Below are 16,211 nucleotides of genomic sequence, written 5' to 3' on the forward strand. Positions count from 1 at the left end.
ATAACGCCCCTCAGATTTCCTCGCCTTGCCTTGCCCCGGAGTCCCCCATGACGGCCCCAGCCGAGCTTTCGCCCACCCTTCAACTGGCCTGCGACCTGATCCGTCGCCCCTCGGTCACCCCCGTCGACGCCGACTGCCAGGCGCAGATGATGAACCGCCTGGGCGCCGTGGGCTTCCAGCTGGAACCGATGCGCATCGAGGACGTCGACAACTTCTGGGCCACCCACGGCACTCAGGATGGCCCGGTGCTGTGCTTCGCCGGCCACACCGACGTGGTGCCCACCGGCCCGGTGCAGCAATGGCAGCATGAACCGTTCAAGGCGCTGATCGACGCCGACGGCATGCTTTGCGGCCGTGGTGCCGCCGACATGAAAGGCAGCCTGGCCTCCATGGTGATTGCCAGCGAGCGCTTCGTGCAGGACTACCCGAACCACCGGGGCAAGGTCGCGTTCCTGATCACCAGCGACGAGGAAGGCCCGGCCCACCACGGAACAAAGGCGGTGGTGGAGCGCCTGAAAGCACGCAACGAACGCCTGGACTGGTGCATCGTCGGCGAGCCATCCAGCACCACCCTGCTCGGTGACGTGGTCAAGAACGGCCGCCGTGGCTCGCTGGGCGCCAAGCTGACCGTGCGCGGCAAGCAGGGCCACGTGGCCTACCCGCACCTGGCGCGCAACCCGATCCACCTGGCGGCCCCGGCCCTGGCCGAACTGGCTGCCGAGCACTGGGACGAAGGCAATGCGTTCTTCCCGCCGACCAGCTTCCAGATCTCCAACCTCAATGCTGGCACCGGTGCCACCAACGTGGTCCCGGGCGAACTGACCGCGCTGTTCAACTTCCGCTTCTCCACCGAGTCCACCGTCGACGGCCTGCAGGCGCGGGTGGCGACCATTCTCGACAAGCATCAACTGGACTGGTCGATCGACTGGGCGCTGTCGGGCCTGCCGTTCCTCACCGAACCCGGCGAGCTGCTGGACGCGGTTTCGGCCAGCATCAAGGGCGTCACCGGCCGCGACACCCAGCCGTCCACCAGCGGTGGTACCTCCGATGGCCGCTTCATCGCCACCATGGGCACCCAGGTGGTCGAACTCGGCCCGGTCAACGCCACCATCCACCAGGTTGACGAGCGGATCCTGGCCAGCGACCTCGACCTGCTGACCGAAATCTACTACCAGACCCTGGTCCGGTTGCTCGCCTGATGCTCGCCTGCCCCCTTTGCCAAGCGCCGCTGAGCCGGCTCGACAACGGCGTGGTGTGCCCGGCCGGGCACCGCTTCGACCGCGCCCGCCAGGGTTACCTGAACCTGTTGCCGGTGCAGCACAAGAACAGCCGCGACCCGGGTGACAACCAGGCCATGGTCGAGGCTCGTCGCGATTTCCTTGATGCCGGCCACTACGCCCCGGTGGCCCGCCGCCTGGCCGAACTGGCCGCCGAGCGCCAGCCCTCTGCCTGGCTGGACATCGGTTGCGGCGAGGGTTACTACACCGCACAGCTCGCCCAGGCCGTGCCGGCCGCCGAAGGCTATGCCCTGGACATCTCCCGCGAGGCGGTCAAGCGTGCCTGCCGCCGCGCGCCCGAGGTCACCTGGATGGTGGCCAGCATGGCCCGGGTGCCGCTGGCCGACGCCAGCTGCCAGTTCATTGCCAGCGTGTTCAGCCCGCTCGACTGGGCCGAGGCCAAGCGCCTGCTCAGCCCCGGCGGCGGCCTGATGCGGGTCGGCCCCACCAGCGGCCACCTGATGGAACTGCGCGAAGTGCTCTACGATGAGGTACGCCCTTACGCCGACGACAAGCACCTGGCGCTGGTCCCCGAAGGCATGGCCCATGCCCACAGCGAAACCCTCGAGTTTCGCCTGAGCCTGGTCGCGCCCAAGGCCCGCGCCGACCTGCTGGCCATGACCCCGCACGGCTGGCGCGCCAGTGCCGAAAAGCGTGCCCGGGTCATCGACCAGGCCGAGCCGTTCGAAGTCACGGTTTCCATGCGTTATGACTATTTCCTGCGCCAAGACTGAGCACACCGGAGCCCTTATGCGCCAACCTGATATCGAGATCTACCTGAAGGACGCCGACGTCGACCACAAGCAGATTGCCGAGTGGCTTGCCCAGGCGATCGGCCCGTGCAGCGAGTGGCAGCAGAAAGGCCAGACCTTCAAATGCCAGGCCGGTAACATTCCGGTCACCTGGTTACCCAAAGCTGTAGGGAAATGGAACAGCCTTTACCTGGAAAGCGACCAGACGCCCTGGGCCGACGATGTTGCCTGCGCCCGCGCCGCTTTCGCCGCACTGGGTGTGGAAGTGCGCTGCGCGCCGGGTGGCTGGGTGGAAGAAGACGGGGAAGAGGATGCCGACCGCTGGATCCGCATCAGTGCCGACGGTGAAGAGGAGATCACCTGGCGTACCTGAACACAGGGTATTCCTGTGGGAGCCAGGCTTGCCGCCGATGCAGGCAACACGGTACCTGGCACCGGCCTTGCCGGTAATCGCCGGCAAGCCAGCTCCCACAACAAGCCTTACAGCATGAGGCTCAGAGCCCTACTACGTCTTCGGCTTGCAGGCCTTTCTGGCCCTGCACGCAGGCGTATTCGACCCGCTGCCCTTCGACCAGGGTACGATGCCCCTCACCGCGAATCGCCCGATAGTGGACGAACACATCCGCACCACCTTCGCGCTGAATGAAGCCATAACCCTTGGCATCATTGAACCACTTTACATTCCCAGTCTCACGAGACGACATCTGAACTACTCCGGATTTTTATTGTGAAGATCGCCTTGTAGACACGAGGCCTCCGCCACGTGCCGACGCCGCTTGCGCAAATATCCTGCAAGTGGCAGGCCGAGTATATGACACAGAACAAAAAAATTTGATGACCGTCGCGCCGTTCGGCGATTTTTGCTGAACTTGCGCGGATACGGCAGACTAATTGGCCAGATAACCACTGAACTTCACACCCAGGGCACACACCCCATGACCCGTTCCCCCCTGCGCCGCCTGATCTTCGGCGCCCTGCGTCGCCTGTTGTACCTGTGGGTGCGCTCCGAAACCATCAACCAGTCCTCCCTCACCCTCAAGCTCGACCGCAGCCGCCCGGTGTTCTATGCGCTGCCCTCGCCCGCACTCACCGACCTGGCCGTGCTCGACCACGAATGCACCAAGGCGGGGCTGCCGCGCCCGGTGCTGCCGGTGGCGGTGGGCCCACTGCACGAACCGGCTGCATTCTTCTACCTGACCCCGGACCCGGACTGGCTCGGCCGCCACGACAAGCGTGGCGCGCCCCCCACCCTGGAGCGCCTGGTAACCGCCATCAGCCAGCATGCCGAAGAGGACGCGCAGATCATCCCGGTCAGTGTGTTCTGGGGCCAGACCCCGGCCAGTGAGTCCAGCCCGTGGAAGCTGCTGTTCGCCGACAGCTGGGCAGTGACCGGGCGCCTGCGCCGGCTACTGACCGTGCTGGTGCTGGGGCGCAAGACCCGCGTGCAGTTCTCGGCGCCGATCCACCTGCGCGAACTGGTGCAGCACAACAAGGGCCACGAACGTACCGTGCGCATGGCCCAGCGCCTGATGCGCGTGCATTTTCGCAACCTCAAGACCGCCGTCATCGGCCCGGACATCTCGCACCGGCGCACGCTGGTCAAAGGCCTGATCCATGCGCCGCAGGTGCGCCAGGCCATCCTCGACGAGGCGCAGCGCGAGAACCTGCCGCTGGCCAAGGCCGAAGCGCAGGCGCTGCGCTATGGCAACGAGATCGCCTCGGACTACACCTACACCGCCATCCGCTTCCTCGAAGTGGTACTCAGCTGGTTCTGGCACAAGATCTACGACGGCATCAAGGTCAACCACATCGAGCAGGTGCAAGGCATCGCCCCCGGCAACGAAGTGATCTACGTGCCGTGCCACCGCAGCCACATCGACTACCTGCTGCTGTCGTACCTGCTGTTCCGCAACGGCCTTACCCCGCCGCATGTGGCCGCAGGCATCAACCTGAACATGCCGCTGGTAGGTAACCTGCTGCGACGTGGCGGTGCCTTCTTCATGCGCCGCACCTTCAAGGGCAACCCGCTGTATACCGCGGTGTTCAACGAGTACCTGCACACCCTCTACACCAAGGGCTTCCCGGTTGAGTACTTCGTCGAGGGTGGCCGTTCGCGTACCGGGCGCATGCTGCAACCGCGTACTGGCATGCTGGCTATCACCCTGCGCAGCTTCCTGCGCTCGTCGCGCACGCCGATCGTCTTCGTGCCGGTGTACATCGGCTACGAGCGCGTGCTCGAAGGCCGGACCTACCTGGGCGAGCTGCGTGGGGCCAGCAAGAAGAAGGAGTCGATCTTCGACATCTTCAAGGTGTTCGGCGCACTCAAGCAGCGCTTTGGCCAGGTCTACGTCAACTTCGGCGAACCGATCCGCCTGGCCGGTTTTCTCGATCAGCAGCAGCCTGGTTGGCGGGAGCAGGACCACGGCCCGCAGTATCGCCCGGACTGGCTCAATGCTACCACCACCCGCCTGGGCGAAACCGTGGCCCGTCACCTCAACGAGGCAGCGGCAATCAACCCGGTCAACCTGGTGGCCCTGGCACTGCTGTCGACCAGCCGCCTGGCCCTGGACGAACGCGCCCTGACCCGCGTGCTCGACCTGTACCTGGCCTTGCTGCGTCAGGTGCCCTACTCACCGCATACCACCCTGCCCGAGGGCGACGGCCAGGCGTTGATTGAACACGTGCGCAGCATGAACCTGGTGGCCGAGCAGAAGGATGCCCTGGGTCGCATCCTGTACCTGGATGAAGGCAACGCGGTGCTGATGACCTATTACCGCAACAACGTGCTGCACATCTTCGCCCTGCCAGCCCTGCTGGCCAGCTTCTTCCTCAGTAGCTCACGCCTGAGCCGTGAACTGCTGGGCCAGTATGTGCACGCACTGTACCCCTACCTGCAGGCTGAACTGTTCCTGCGCTGGACACCGGAGCAGCTGGACGAAGTGATCGACCAGTGGCTGGCCGCACTGGTCGAACAGGGCCTGCTGCGCCAGGACCAGGACCTGTATATCCGCCCCGCGCCCAGTTCACGGCAGTTCGTCCTGCTGACCCTGCTCGCCCGCACCATCACCCAGACCCTGCAGCGCTTCTACATGGCTACCTCGCTGCTGCTCAACAGCGGGCAGCACAGCCTCAGCGCCGAAGCGCTGGAAGACCTGTGCGTGATGATGGCCCAGCGCCTGTCGATCCTGCATGGCCTGAACGCCCCGGAGTTCTTCGACAAGACGCTGTTCCGCCACTTCATCCAGACCTTGCTCGAGCAGGGCGTGCTGCAGCCCGACAGCCAAGGCAAGCTGGGCTACCACGACAAGCTCGGCGAGGTGGCCGAAGGCGTGGCCAAGCGGGTGTTGTCGGCCGAGTTGCGCCTGTCGATCCGTCAGGTGGCACTGCACCGCGATGACGGCCTGGAAAGTTCCCTGTAAAGGGTTCAGCAGCCGGCAAAATCCGCTAAAGTCCCTGGGGTTGGCCACAAGCCAGCCCCAAGGAAAACGGAGACGCCATGAAAAAGCTCTTTATGCTGTGTTGCGCATCCCTGCTCGCAGCCTGTTCCAGCCATACCTCGCCCAGCCAGGCCAGCCTGGATGGCGAAGTCTTCTATCTGCAGCGCAGCGCCCTGCCAGCAAACGCCACCCTCAGTGTGGAGCTGCAGGATGTGTCGCTGATGGACGCCCCGGCGGTGGTCCTGGCACGCCAGGCCGGCCCGGTCAAAGGCAACGTACCGCTGCCCTTCCACCTCGCCTACGACCCGTCCCAGGTCAAGCCCGGCCACCGCTATGCGGTCAGCGCGCGCATCGAACTGGATGGCAGGCTGCTGTTCATCAACACCGAACAGCATGGCGTCAGGCTTGACGGCAACGACCCGCAGCCCGTTCGGATAAAGGTCGAACCGGTCCGCTGATACCCGTATTCATCTGTCTACAAGGAAAGCTTCATGTTCCGCACCACCCTGCGTTTCACCACCCTGTGCGCCGGCCTGCTGCTGTCGGCCAGTGCACTGGCCCTGTCGCTGGGCGACCTGAGCCAGAAAGACGCCACCGGCGGCCTGAAGGATGCCCTGACCCAGGGCGCGCAACTGGCCGTCAAGCAGCTGAGCGCCCCGGGTGGCTTCAGCAACGACCCGAACGTGCGTATCGAGCTGCCGGGCAACCTGGGCAAGGCCGCCAAGGCGATGAAGATGTTCGGCAAGGGTGAACAGGTCGAAGCCCTGGAAACCAGCATGAACAAAGCCGCCGAGGCTGCCGTGCCGCAGGCGCAGGCGATTCTGGTGGATGCCGTCAAGAACATGAGCGTGACCGATGCCAAGGGCATCCTCAGCGGTGGTGACGATTCGGCGACCCAGTACCTGAACAGGAGCAGCCGCGAGCAGATCCGCGCCAGGTTCCTGCCGATCGTCAAGCAGGCCACCGACAAGGTTGGCCTGGCCCAGCAGTACAATGCCTTCGCGGCCCAGGCCAAAGGCCTGGGGCTGGTCAAGAACGACGCCAATATCGAGAACTACGTGACCGAGAAAGCGCTGGATGGCCTGTTCGAAATGATCGCCAAGCAGGAGCAGAGCATTCGCCAGAACCCGGCTGAAGCGGCTACCAGCCTGGCCAAGAAGGTGTTTGGCGCGCTGTGATGGCCGATGGGCTGCCTTGCAGCCCATCGCGGCACAAGGCCGCGCCTGCACACCTCCCAAGGGCAATGCCTGACCTGGGGGCGGCCATGTATCGCGAAAGGAGGGCGAAGCCCTCCCTTGCGACTTTCAGCCCTTCTTCACCCTGAACCACGCCGCATACAACGCCGGCAGGAACAGCAAGGTCAACACCGTCGCCACGATCAAGCCGCCCATGATCGCCACCGCCATCGGCCCGTAGAACACACTGCGCGACAACGGGATCATCGCCAGCACCGCCGCCAGTGCGGTCAGCACGATCGGCCGGAAACGCCGCACCGTGGCCTCGATGATCGCCTGCCAACGGTCCAGGCCTGCCGCGATGTCCTGCTCGATCTGGTCCACCAGGATCACCGAGTTGCGCATGATCATCCCGGCCAGGGCAATGGTGCCGAGCATGGCGACAAAGCCGAACGGTTGACGGAACACCAGCAGGAACAGGGTTACGCCAATCAGCCCTAGCGGCGCGGTGAGGAACACCATCACCGTGCGCGAGAAGCTGCGCAGCTGAATCATCAGCAGGCTCAGCACCACCACCACGAACAGCGGCATGCCGGCATTCACCGACTTCTGCCCGCGCTCGGAGTCTTCCACCGTGCCCCCCACCTCCAGCAGGTAGCCGTCAGGCAGGTTGGCGCGAATCTCTTCCAGGGTCGGCTCGATCTGCTTCACCAGCGTGGCCGGCTGCTCCTTTTCGTAGATATCGGCGCGCACGGTCACCGTCGGCAAGCGATTGCGGTGCCAGATGATGCCTTCCTCGAAGCCGTACTCCAAGGTTGCTACCTGCGACAACGCCACGCTCTGGCCATTGTCGGTGGGTAACGCCAGGCTGCCGAGGTTGCCCAGCTCGTTGCGTTCCTGGCGGGTGCCGCGCAGCAGGATCTCGATCAGTTCGTTGTCCTCGCGGTACTGGCTGACCGTGCTACCGGTCAGCGAGCTTTGCAGGAAGCCCGCCAGTTGCGCGGTACTCACGCCCAGGGCTCGCGCACGGTCCTGGTCGATTTCCAGGAATACCGCCTTGCTCGGTTCCTCCCAATCCAGGTGCACATTCACCACATGCGGGTTCTCGCGCACCTTGTCGGCCACTGCGCGAGCCAGCGCACGGACTTTCTCGATGTGCTCGCCGGTCACCCGGAACTGTACCGGGTAGCCCACGGGCGGGCCGTTTTCCAGGCGAGTGACCCGGGCGCGCAAGTCGGGGAACTGCTGGTCGACGGTGCTGATCAGCCAGCTGCGCAGGCGCTCGCGGTCTTCCATCGATTTGGCCAGCACCACGAACTGGGCGAAGCTGGCCGCCGGCAGTTGCTGGTCCAGCGGCAGGTAGAAACGCGGCGAGCCGGTACCCACGTAGGCCACATAATTGTCGATGCCGTCCTGCTGCTTGAGCAGCGCTTCCAGCTGCTTGACCCGCTCGGCAGTGTTGGCCAGCGAGGCACCTTCGGCCAGCTTCAGGTCGACCATCAGCTCCGGGCGCCCGGAGGCCGGGAAGAACTGCTGCGGCACGAAGCGGAACAGCAGGATACTGCCGACAAAGGCGGCCACGGTCAGCAGGATGACGGTCTTGCGCCGCCGTACACACCATTCCACCAGGCGCCGCACGCGCTGGTAGAACGGCGTAGCGTAAGGGTCTGGCGCGTGGCCGTCGTTGCCGTGCCGCGCGGCATGCAACCTGGCCAGGTCGGGCAGCAGGCGCTCGCCCAGGTAAGGCACGAATACCACGGCGGCCACCCAGGAGGTGAGCAAGGCGATGGTCACGACCTGGAAGATCGAGCGGGTGTATTCGCCGGTGCTGGAAGCTGCCGTGGCAATTGGCAGGAAGCCGGCTGCGGTGATCAGGGTGCCGGTGAGCATCGGGAAGGCGGTGCTGCTCCAGGCATGGCTGGCCGCTTTGAGCCGGTCATAGCCCTGCTCCATCTTGATCGCCATCATTTCCACGGCAATGATCGCGTCATCCACCAGCAGGCCCAGCGCCAGCACCAGCGCGCCAAGGGAGATCTTGTGCAGGCCGATACCGAAGTAGTGCATGGCGGCAAAGGTCATGGCCAGCACCAGCGGGATGGCCAGCGCCACCACCAGGCCGGTGCGCAGGCCCAGCGAGAAGAAGCTCACCAGCAGCACGATGACCAGCGCCTCGACCAGCACCTGGATGAATTCGCCCACGCCAGCCTTGACCGCCGCCGGCTGGTCGGAAACCTTGCGCAGCTCCATGCCGGCCGGCAGGCTGCGCGCCAGGCGTTCGAACTCGGCTTCCAGCGCCTTGCCGAGCACCAGGATATCGCCACCGTCCTTCATCGACACCGCCAGGCCGATGGCATCCTCGCCCATGAAGCGCATGCGCGGTGCGGGCGGGTCGTTGAAGCCCCGGTGCACCTCGGCGACGTCACCGATACGGAAGGTCCGGTCACCCACCCGGATGGGGAACTGGCGGATCTGCTCGACGCTGCCGAAACGCCCGCTCACGCGCAGTTGCAGGCGCTCACTGGGCGTTTCGAAGAAGCCGGCGGTGCTGACCGCGTTCTGCTCCTGCAGCGCCTGCTGCACGGCCTCCATCGGCACGCCAAGGGTGGCCAGCTTGAGGTTGGACAGCTCGATCCAGATTTTCTCGTCCTGCAGGCCGACCAGCTCGACCTTGCCCACGTCCTTGACCCGCTGCAGCTGGATCTGGATACGGTCGGCATAGTCCTTGAGCACGGCATAGTCGAAGCCTTGCCCGGTCAGCGCATAGATGTTGCCGAAGGTGGTGCCGAACTCGTCGTTGAAGAACGGGCCCTGGATCTCCGGCGGCAGGGTGTGGCGGATGTCCGCGACCTTCTTGCGGATCTGGTACCACAGCTCGGGGATGTCCTTGGAATGCAGCGAGTCGCGGGCCATGAAGGTGACCTGCGATTCGCCGGGACGAGAGAACGAGACGATCCTTTCGTACTCGCCGGTTTCCATCAGTTTCTTCTCGATGCGCTCGGTGACCTGGCGCGACACTTCCTCCGCGCTGGCGCCCGGCCACAAGGTGCGGATGACCATGGCCTTGAAGGTGAACGGCGGGTCTTCGCTCTGGCCGAGCTTGGTGTAGGACATCGCGCCAATGGCCGCTAGCAGAATCATCAGGAACAGGACGATCTGGCGGTTGCGCAGCGCCCAGGCAGAAAGGTTGAAACCCATCGGGACTTACTCCTTGACCGTCAGGTTCACTACACGGTTGGTGCGGTCCACGGGGCGTACTTCCTGGCCCTCGCGCAACACGTGGCCGCCGGCGGCCACTATCCAGTCCCCCGCCTCGAGGCCTTCGAGCACCGGCACGCTGTCGGCCCCGTAGGCCCCCAGGCGCACTACCGCCCGCTCCAGGCGGCTGTCCTGGTTGACCCGCCAGACATACGCCTGACCGTTCTCTGCAGTAACTGCGGACAGCGGCACTGCCAACGGGATCAGCCCTTCATGGGCAATGAATACCCGGGCGCTCTGGCCCAGTTCCGCCGGCGTCGCAGCGGAGGTGAAGGCGATACGTGCAGCGAAGGTGCGCGAACGCGGATCGGCGGCCGGTGACAGCTCGCGGATGCGCCCCTGAAAGCGCTCCTGTGGGTGCGACCACAGCTCCACGCTGACCGGCTGGCCCACGGCGAAGCGGGCGAACTGCTGCTCCGGCAGGCCGATCAGCACTTCCCGTTCGCCATCGGCAGCGAGGGTGAACACGGTTTGCCCGGCCGCAACCACCTGGCCCACCTCCACTTGGCGCTTGGCAATCACCCCGGCCTGCGGCGCACGCAGCACGGCATATTCGGCCTGGTTGCCGGCGACGTCGAACTCGGCCTTGGCCTGCTTGAGGCGGGCCAGCCCGGCGCGGTAGAGGTTTTCGGCGTTGTCGTACTGCGAACGGCTGACCATCTGCCGGTCCAGCAGTTTCTGGTAGCGATCGCGCTCGGCACGCACCAGCGACAGGTTGGCCTCGGCCGCCGCCAGCTGGGCACGGTTGGCTTCCAGTTGCAGACGTACATCCTGGGGGTCGAGCTCGGCCAGCGGCTGCTCCGCCTTGACCCGCTGCCCTTCTTCGACCAGGCGCTTGCTGACCTTGCCAGCGATGCGGAAGGCCAGCTCCGGCTCGAAGCGCGCCCGCACTTCGCCGGGGTAACTGTCGGCAGCGGCTTCGGCCGGCTGCGGTTGCACCACCAGCGCCGGGCGTGGCGCGGCAGGTGGGGCGGCTTCCTGGCTGCAGGCTGCCAGGAACAGCACGGCGGCCGTGGACAGGGCGATGGACAACGCATGGCGCAACATGATGAATCCTTTCGCGAGTGCACGTCGGAATATTTATACTGGCTAGTATATTAAATCAGCGAACCGAAGCCGGGAAGCCAGGGCGTCAAGAAAAAATCACGTCACTCCCGGCAGGTCGTCGAGTTCAACCAGCGCGGCCCGGCCCGCTCAATGATTCCCTCCTCACTTACCCTTGCCTTCTCCACTCCGCAAACAGCTCACTCGCTCTGCTCGCCTTCACATACGGATTGGCAACAACGCCCATAGGCGACCAGTCGCTGCCCGACAGCGCATAGACATCAAGGAAGCTCGCGTCGGCGTCGCTCTTCTGCGCATCCACTACCCCCTCATCATCGCAAAGGGCGTATTGGCTAGGTAGACCGAAAGTCGTCAGGCTGGGGTACAGAAAGAGTACAGAAAGGGTGCAACTTGAGTGCTAACGGGGTGTAGGAAGGGTGCAAGAAGGCGACAAAAAGGGGGCAGATAGGGTGCAAAAACACCGGCGCAAGGCCGGTGTCGAGGGTGTCAGATACTCCACGTCGGCGATAGGGTCATCCCCGGCATCAAGCTACGCGGCTACTGGCTGCAACGGGCCGGGTTCGAGATCAACGAACGGATACGCATCAGGGTCATGCAGGGCTGTTTGGTGATTACGGCGGAGTGAAAACAACCCCCCCGGCAGTACCGAGGGATTTTTTATATCACGCCTTTTGAAATAAATGATTTGGCACTACTTCTATCAACTTGCGAAAGCTGATCAGCCTCAATTAGCTCGCGCAGCTTTATAACAACCGCCCTATCCGCATAGAACCCTCCCTGACCGACCCAGGATAAAGCCAAACCAATCCAATACTCAGATTTGCTATCCAAACCCGCCAAAATTACACTTGGATAAGCAAATTCATCCCCAAGTATTGATCTGGCTTTCTTGTAGGGTATTTCAAGCAAGCTAACGACCCTCCAGAAATCCTCAGCTACTTTAAAGGAGAAAGATTGACTCGCTCCCGCTATCCGCCATTCACCACTCGCGTCACGAGACAATTTAAGGCCATTTTGCAATATGTATTCCATCTGGTCAAATCCCTGGCCTATGCTCAACCTTTATTCCCTACTTACCCGTAGTCTACTCAAACAAACTAAGAACTTCTGGCGTCCAGTCCTTCCAATAATGGCCACTAAACTCGTTAGTCATAAACTTTCCGTTCTTCCCGCACCTAAACATACCGCCAACCACAGTACTATCAGAGGCTTTAATTGAGTCTACAAGCTGCTGATGAGGAGACATACCTGGGCGGAAGTCAGTCGGCTTACCAACAACAAAGGTTTGCGTCTTAGTATCAAAGACGAACTCTATAGAGCCAGTTTTAGTGCTGGCGTAATAGTTATGAATGGCTTTAGAAGATAGTGAGCCAGGTTCCAAGCCTAAAACGCCCGGTGCAGGGCCAGAGCCCTTCGGGGTCGCAGCAGGTAAATTCGCAGTTCCTTTTACACCGCTGGTAGCTTTGCCTAGTATCACCACCGCCGCCAATTTTACTACATCATCCCGCGAAGCACCTTTATCGACAAGGCTTATGATCCCTGGCACATCCACCGGCGCCAAAGTCGAGCCGAGCAAGTCATCCTGACGTGCCCGCTCAATGATTGCATCCTCAGTTAACCCTTGCCTTCGCCATTCCGCAATCAGCTCACTCGCTCTGATCTTCTTCACATACGGATTGGCAACAACGCCCATAGGCGACCAGTCGCTGCCCGACAGCGCATGGCTAAGGCCGATCATAGGCCAGTCACGCCCAGAACTGAACGTTTCGGCACCATCGCCGCCGACTGCTGTCCGCCGCGCGGTGAACCGACCCACAGCAGGGTCGAATTATCCTCGGCATCAAGCTACGCGGCTACTGGCTGCAACGAACCGGGTTCGAGGTCAACGAACGGATACGCATCAAGGTGATGCTAGGCTGTTTTGTGATTACTGCTGAGTAAAATATATAGCCCCGGCTAGACCGGGGATTTCTTTGAGTAACGCTCTTTTAATCTTTTAGCCGAATTTAAAACACCACCCCTCTCTTCAGGGAAGAACTCAGAATAAACATCGGCCGCAATTTTCATTAAAAAAACATAATCGAACACAGGAATACTTGAGGTCCCCACCTCCCCCAAAAAGAAACTAACCTCATTAAATTCTTCAGGGTCATCCCAATCCTGATCAAGAGAATAGAAATACCCTTCGCCCACAGAGAAGCCGAAACCCTTCGAAGCCTCATAGATAAACGCCGGAAAATTGGTCCTCCCCCTCTCTATAGATGCCTCTATTAGCTCGTAGAGGTCTTCATAATCCAGACCGGTGGAAGCGAATGATTTCTTGAGTTTTTCAAGCCAAAATAAAATAGTCATCAATTTGTCCCGGGCGGCATAGTGATGAAGGAATTCACTCCACAGCCTTGCTGTTATATATTGCTTAGGAGTAATAATCATCAGTTTTAATTAGCCTTCCCTAAACGCTGAATTAGTTTGGAAAAGAGAGTCAGCTTGGACGATGGGCTTGGGATAGAGGTACCTTTTTCGACTTGCCGTCGGATCGCATATGGTCGGCAAACTTCAGAAAGAAATCGGGAGTACAGCATCGGAGATCAGGCAAGCGCTTTAAATCTAGGATTAATGGACCGTTTACAAATAAATAGCCCCAGCAGTGTCGGGGCTATATTTATTCAAGCGGGACAGAAATCCAGGTTAGTCATTCATACTTAAAGTCGATCTTTATTTTCATGCTGCGCAAACAGAGTTCCACAACGCAGCCTTTCCAAGGCTTACCTTCTGCATAAAGCCCATTTGACTCGAAGAAACTTCTAAGCCGAACAAAAAGCTCAAGCAAATCACTGTCCGCCTTCGCGCCACTTGGCAAAAACCACTGCTTGGCTCCAGAAGGATCAACATAATCAAATAACAACTTACAGTGATCCCCCTCCGGAGAAAGTTCGGCCTCTACCAGTACCACTTCGGCATCAGCAGGAGAGATCGCAACCAAAACCTCACCAATGCCTTGATATATTTCATCATCCACACTCATATCCCACCCGGAGAATTGACAAAAGTTTATCTTATTGGGCGTTCCGAACCTATCTGATATGTCACAGTAATGCTTGACGGATGAAATTGCTTTTGGACCACTAAATCAGACCAAGCTCTCGCAACTGCCTTTCACGCGCAAACTCTAACCCACCAACCTCAACCCTAGAACCATCCGAATAGTAGGCGTATCCACACACATTGCACTGGCAAGCCAATAATCCATTATGCCTACCCACGAAAATTCGCATCCCTTCCGATCCGCACTTCGGGCATTGCTGGTCAACTTCAATAGTCACCAGCTCCTCAACCGTATCACGCAAAAACCTTGCAATAGCCTCAACATCTCTAGCCTGACGCCTCTGAACAACACTCTTAAAATTTATTAGATCACTCATTTTAAATGATGAATACTCAACCGGCATCGCCTCTTCATCTATCTTCGCAACTTCATCAAACCCATAGATAGAAAACGGCTCAACAGCAAGATATTTACTATTTCCTCTAATCCAGGACAGCACCACCTCAAGAACTTCTCTCAAAGGTGCCTCATCACTCAAAGCAGCTACTGCGAACTGAAATTGCTGCCATATATTCGTAGGAAGTGCGCGCATCAATTGCCTGCCTTAACTGGGAAAGCTGTTATCAAGTTCCCCGCTTTATCGGTGAACACCCTTATCATTGAGGTGGGAGCACCACCATCCTTCAGCGTAGTAGTGCCAATGGCCCGACCTACATCAACCGTCCTAACAAATTGACCATCTGGCAGAGCTGTAACAGGAGACTTTACGACAGATCTGCTCTGAAGAATCCCTTTTAGCTCATCCGGAGCGATGGTAAACACGGAGCGCGAGTTAGAGATTTCTCTGTTGAAGTGCCCATCTATAACATGGTCAAACCCCGCAGAGACTGGGTTGCCGTTATCACGGAGAGGAGTCATTTCCGTGCGGCCACTGGCGATATTTATACGAGACTGTACTCGGCCAGGAACCTGTATAACAGCTTCGCCTGTCCCTTTTACACCGCTGGTAGCTTTGCCTAGTATCAGCACCGCCGCCAATTTTACCAAATCATCCCGCGAAGCACCTTTATCGACAAGGCTGATGATCCCTGGCACATCCACCGGCGCCAAAGTCGAGCCGAGCAAGCCATCCTGACGTGCCCGCTCAATGATTGCCTCCTCACTTAACCCTTGCCTTCTCCATTCCGCAATCAGCTCACTCGCTCTGATCTTCTTCACATACGGATTGGCAACAACGCCCATTGGCGACCAGTCGCTGCCCGACAGCGCATAGACATCAAGGAAGCTCGCGTCGGCGTCGCTCTTCTGCGCGTCCACTACCCCCCTCATCATCGCAAGGGCGTAATCCGTTACCAGAAGGTCGTATTCCGCTTTGCTCAGCCTGCCGCTCTGGTACAGCTCAACAAGCTTTTCCCCAGCCTGTTTCTCCTGCTGCCGGTATTCATCACGAATACCAACCTCGCAGTTGCCATTTCCTCCACAGGCTTTATACCGCTCGTGCAACTCATCAATGCTGCCAATACCAGCAGCCTTGAGCTTCTCGTACAACGCCCGGCTGGCTGCATCCAGCCGTTCAACGCCGTACTTGTTCGCCAGCAGGTTGTTTTCAACCGCGTTACGCCCCGCACCAGCACCTGCGACCGCCCCAGCGCTATTACCTTCCACCAGGCCACCCGAAAGCCCGGCTGCCAGCGTCGACAGCGCAGATACGGTCTGTTTCTGTTCTTCGCTGAGCGAGTTGCTGTCGCTGGTGCCATACAACTGCTGAGTGATCAGGCGGGCAACCAGCTCGCCGCCGGCCGCACCCGCTGCACCGGCCGCCGCCGAGTTGCCCTGCGCCTGCGCGAGGTACGGTGCCGATGCGCCTGCCAACGCAGAACCGATATCACCGCCCGCCAGACCTTGCAGTGCCGCTGTCACGGCCTGGGTCACGCGCTGGTAATCACCACTGGTGCCGTACTTACCCATGATGCGCTGGTAAGCCTCAGTGGCGACCAGTTGTTCCTGGTACGCCTTTTTCGCCGCCTCGCTTGCCCCTTCACCCGGCGCCGCGATGCCGCGTGCATCAAGTTCCGCACGCGCCTCCTTGGCGGCCTTCAGCTGCCCCTCGGTACGGACGATGTCCGATACCTGTGTGCCGATTTCACCAATCAGCTGCACCTGCTGCAGCCGCCGCTGTTCCTTCTCCTTGTCGAAGATCGGGC

The 16,211-nt window shown here is 60.8% G+C and carries 18 protein-coding genes; 8 read left to right on the top strand and 10 right to left on the bottom strand.

The annotated features are described in order from the left end of the window. The first annotated feature begins 47 nt into the window (after window positions 1-47). From dapE to QSV36_RS22745, 3 genes are read left to right on the top strand one after another with little or no spacing between them, the layout of a single operon-like run. Window positions 48-1,199 (top strand): succinyl-diaminopimelate desuccinylase, encoded by a 1,152-nt coding sequence (gene dapE, locus QSV36_RS22735; protein ID WP_289134626.1) that lies wholly within the window; start codon window positions 48-50, stop codon window positions 1,197-1,199. Further along, the gene (locus QSV36_RS22740; protein ID WP_289134629.1) at window positions 1,199-2,011 is read left to right on the top strand and encodes a putative RNA methyltransferase; all 813 of its coding nucleotides are present in this window, start codon (window positions 1,199-1,201) and stop codon (window positions 2,009-2,011) included. The genes dapE and QSV36_RS22740 overlap by 1 nt, the downstream gene beginning before the upstream one ends. Before the next feature lie 16 nt (window positions 2,012-2,027). Continuing rightward, on the top strand, window positions 2,028-2,402 hold the full coding sequence (locus QSV36_RS22745; RefSeq protein WP_186679262.1) for a hypothetical protein: 375 nt from the start codon (window positions 2,028-2,030) through the stop codon (window positions 2,400-2,402). Window positions 2,403-2,523: 121 nt separating this feature from the next. Here QSV36_RS22745 and QSV36_RS22750 read toward each other — a convergent pair whose 3' ends face one another. Then, window positions 2,524-2,733 (bottom strand): cold-shock protein, encoded by a 210-nt coding sequence (locus QSV36_RS22750; protein ID WP_003252255.1) that lies wholly within the window; start codon window positions 2,731-2,733, stop codon window positions 2,524-2,526. A 231-nt stretch (window positions 2,734-2,964) separates the two neighbouring features. Here QSV36_RS22750 and plsB point away from each other — a divergent pair, with 231 nt between their 5' ends. From plsB to QSV36_RS22765, 3 genes are all read left to right on the top strand, one after another. Beyond that, on the top strand, window positions 2,965-5,448 hold the full coding sequence (gene plsB / locus QSV36_RS22755; RefSeq protein WP_289134631.1) for a glycerol-3-phosphate 1-O-acyltransferase PlsB: 2,484 nt from the start codon (window positions 2,965-2,967) through the stop codon (window positions 5,446-5,448). Between the two features lie 77 nt (window positions 5,449-5,525). Beyond that, on the top strand, window positions 5,526-5,924 hold the full coding sequence (locus QSV36_RS22760) for a YbaY family lipoprotein (protein WP_289134633.1): 399 nt from the start codon (window positions 5,526-5,528) through the stop codon (window positions 5,922-5,924). 33 nt (window positions 5,925-5,957) lie between these two features. After that, complete coding sequence (locus tag QSV36_RS22765) at window positions 5,958-6,644, top strand: DUF4197 domain-containing protein (RefSeq protein ID WP_289134635.1); 687 nt, start codon at window positions 5,958-5,960, stop codon at window positions 6,642-6,644. Window positions 6,645-6,770: 126 nt separating this feature from the next. Here QSV36_RS22765 and QSV36_RS22770 read toward each other — a convergent pair whose 3' ends face one another. The 3 genes from QSV36_RS22770 to QSV36_RS22780 all read right to left on the bottom strand — a co-directional run bounded on the left by QSV36_RS22770 (window position 6,771) and on the right by QSV36_RS22780 (window position 11,262). Then, on the bottom strand, window positions 6,771-9,836 hold the full coding sequence (locus QSV36_RS22770) for an efflux RND transporter permease subunit (RefSeq protein WP_289134636.1): 3,066 nt from the start codon (window positions 9,834-9,836) through the stop codon (window positions 6,771-6,773). A 6-nt stretch (window positions 9,837-9,842) separates the two neighbouring features. Next, on the bottom strand, window positions 9,843-10,943 hold the full coding sequence (locus QSV36_RS22775) for an efflux RND transporter periplasmic adaptor subunit (protein ID WP_289134638.1): 1,101 nt from the start codon (window positions 10,941-10,943) through the stop codon (window positions 9,843-9,845). Window positions 10,944-11,109: 166 nt separating this feature from the next. Next, window positions 11,110-11,262 (bottom strand): hypothetical protein, encoded by a 153-nt coding sequence (locus QSV36_RS22780; RefSeq protein WP_289134640.1) that lies wholly within the window; start codon window positions 11,260-11,262, stop codon window positions 11,110-11,112. Between the two features lie 222 nt (window positions 11,263-11,484). Here QSV36_RS22780 and QSV36_RS22785 point away from each other — a divergent pair, with 222 nt between their 5' ends. Then, window positions 11,485-11,586, top strand: coding sequence for a SymE family type I addiction module toxin (locus tag QSV36_RS22785; RefSeq protein ID WP_289134730.1), 102 nt, complete (start codon window positions 11,485-11,487; stop codon window positions 11,584-11,586). A gap of 32 nt (window positions 11,587-11,618) precedes the next feature. On the opposite strand, the gene QSV36_RS22790 is transcribed toward QSV36_RS22785, so the two are convergent. Together QSV36_RS22790 and QSV36_RS22795 are read right to left on the bottom strand one after the other, a co-directional pair. Next, on the bottom strand, window positions 11,619-11,993 hold the full coding sequence (locus QSV36_RS22790; RefSeq protein WP_289134642.1) for a hypothetical protein: 375 nt from the start codon (window positions 11,991-11,993) through the stop codon (window positions 11,619-11,621). A 52-nt stretch (window positions 11,994-12,045) separates the two neighbouring features. Further along, window positions 12,046-12,699 carry a polymorphic toxin type 43 domain-containing protein gene (locus QSV36_RS22795; protein ID WP_289134643.1) on the bottom strand — a complete coding sequence of 218 codons (654 nt, stop codon included), beginning with the start codon at window positions 12,697-12,699 and terminating at the stop codon, window positions 12,046-12,048. 101 nt (window positions 12,700-12,800) lie between these two features. Here QSV36_RS22795 and QSV36_RS22800 point away from each other — a divergent pair, with 101 nt between their 5' ends. Further along, window positions 12,801-12,902: a SymE family type I addiction module toxin gene (locus QSV36_RS22800; protein ID WP_289134733.1), complete on the top strand. Its 102-nt coding sequence runs from the start codon at window positions 12,801-12,803 to the stop codon at window positions 12,900-12,902. Between the two features lie 15 nt (window positions 12,903-12,917). Here QSV36_RS22800 and QSV36_RS22805 read toward each other — a convergent pair whose 3' ends face one another. From QSV36_RS22805 to QSV36_RS22820, 4 genes are all read right to left on the bottom strand, one after another. Next, the gene (locus QSV36_RS22805) at window positions 12,918-13,313 is read right to left on the bottom strand and encodes a hypothetical protein (protein ID WP_289134646.1); all 396 of its coding nucleotides are present in this window, start codon (window positions 13,311-13,313) and stop codon (window positions 12,918-12,920) included. Window positions 13,314-13,653: 340 nt separating this feature from the next. Then, entirely contained in the window at window positions 13,654-13,986 is a 333-nt protein-coding gene (locus tag QSV36_RS22810; RefSeq protein WP_289134648.1) for a hypothetical protein, read from the bottom strand. Window positions 13,987-14,086: 100 nt separating this feature from the next. Further along, window positions 14,087-14,599 (bottom strand): hypothetical protein, encoded by a 513-nt coding sequence (locus tag QSV36_RS22815; protein ID WP_289134650.1) that lies wholly within the window; start codon window positions 14,597-14,599, stop codon window positions 14,087-14,089. Beyond that, a partial coding sequence (locus tag QSV36_RS22820) for a VENN motif pre-toxin domain-containing protein (protein WP_289134653.1) occupies window positions 14,599-16,211 on the bottom strand: 1,613 nt, incomplete at its 5' end. The genes QSV36_RS22820 and QSV36_RS22815, both read right to left, overlap by 1 nt.

Source organism: Pseudomonas sp. BCRC 81390, from assembly GCF_030341915.1.
In the GTDB taxonomy this organism is placed as follows: domain Bacteria; phylum Pseudomonadota; class Gammaproteobacteria; order Pseudomonadales; family Pseudomonadaceae; genus Aquipseudomonas.

Excerpts from the sequence above, each read along its gene's own strand:
- dapE (WP_289134626.1), top strand. The coding sequence starts at position 48 with ATGACGGCCCCAGCCGAGCTTTCGCCCACCCTTCAACTGGCCTGCGAC.
- QSV36_RS22740 (WP_289134629.1), top strand. The coding sequence starts at position 1,199 with ATGCTCGCCTGCCCCCTTTGCCAAGCGCCGCTGAGCCGGCTCGACAAC.
- QSV36_RS22745 (WP_186679262.1), top strand. The coding sequence starts at position 2,028 with ATGCGCCAACCTGATATCGAGATCTACCTGAAGGACGCCGACGTCGAC.
- QSV36_RS22750 (WP_003252255.1), bottom strand. The coding sequence starts at position 2,733 with ATGTCGTCTCGTGAGACTGGGAATGTAAAGTGGTTCAATGATGCCAAG.
- plsB (WP_289134631.1), top strand. The coding sequence starts at position 2,965 with ATGACCCGTTCCCCCCTGCGCCGCCTGATCTTCGGCGCCCTGCGTCGC.
- QSV36_RS22760 (WP_289134633.1), top strand. The coding sequence starts at position 5,526 with ATGAAAAAGCTCTTTATGCTGTGTTGCGCATCCCTGCTCGCAGCCTGT.
- QSV36_RS22765 (WP_289134635.1), top strand. The coding sequence starts at position 5,958 with ATGTTCCGCACCACCCTGCGTTTCACCACCCTGTGCGCCGGCCTGCTG.
- QSV36_RS22770 (WP_289134636.1), bottom strand. The coding sequence starts at position 9,836 with ATGGGTTTCAACCTTTCTGCCTGGGCGCTGCGCAACCGCCAGATCGTC.
- QSV36_RS22775 (WP_289134638.1), bottom strand. The coding sequence starts at position 10,943 with ATGTTGCGCCATGCGTTGTCCATCGCCCTGTCCACGGCCGCCGTGCTG.
- QSV36_RS22790 (WP_289134642.1), bottom strand. The coding sequence starts at position 11,993 with ATGGAATACATATTGCAAAATGGCCTTAAATTGTCTCGTGACGCGAGT.
- QSV36_RS22795 (WP_289134643.1), bottom strand. The coding sequence starts at position 12,699 with ATGATCGGCCTTAGCCATGCGCTGTCGGGCAGCGACTGGTCGCCTATG.
- QSV36_RS22805 (WP_289134646.1), bottom strand. The coding sequence starts at position 13,313 with ATGACTATTTTATTTTGGCTTGAAAAACTCAAGAAATCATTCGCTTCC.
- QSV36_RS22810 (WP_289134648.1), bottom strand. The coding sequence starts at position 13,986 with ATGAGTGTGGATGATGAAATATATCAAGGCATTGGTGAGGTTTTGGTT.
- QSV36_RS22815 (WP_289134650.1), bottom strand. The coding sequence starts at position 14,599 with ATGCGCGCACTTCCTACGAATATATGGCAGCAATTTCAGTTCGCAGTA.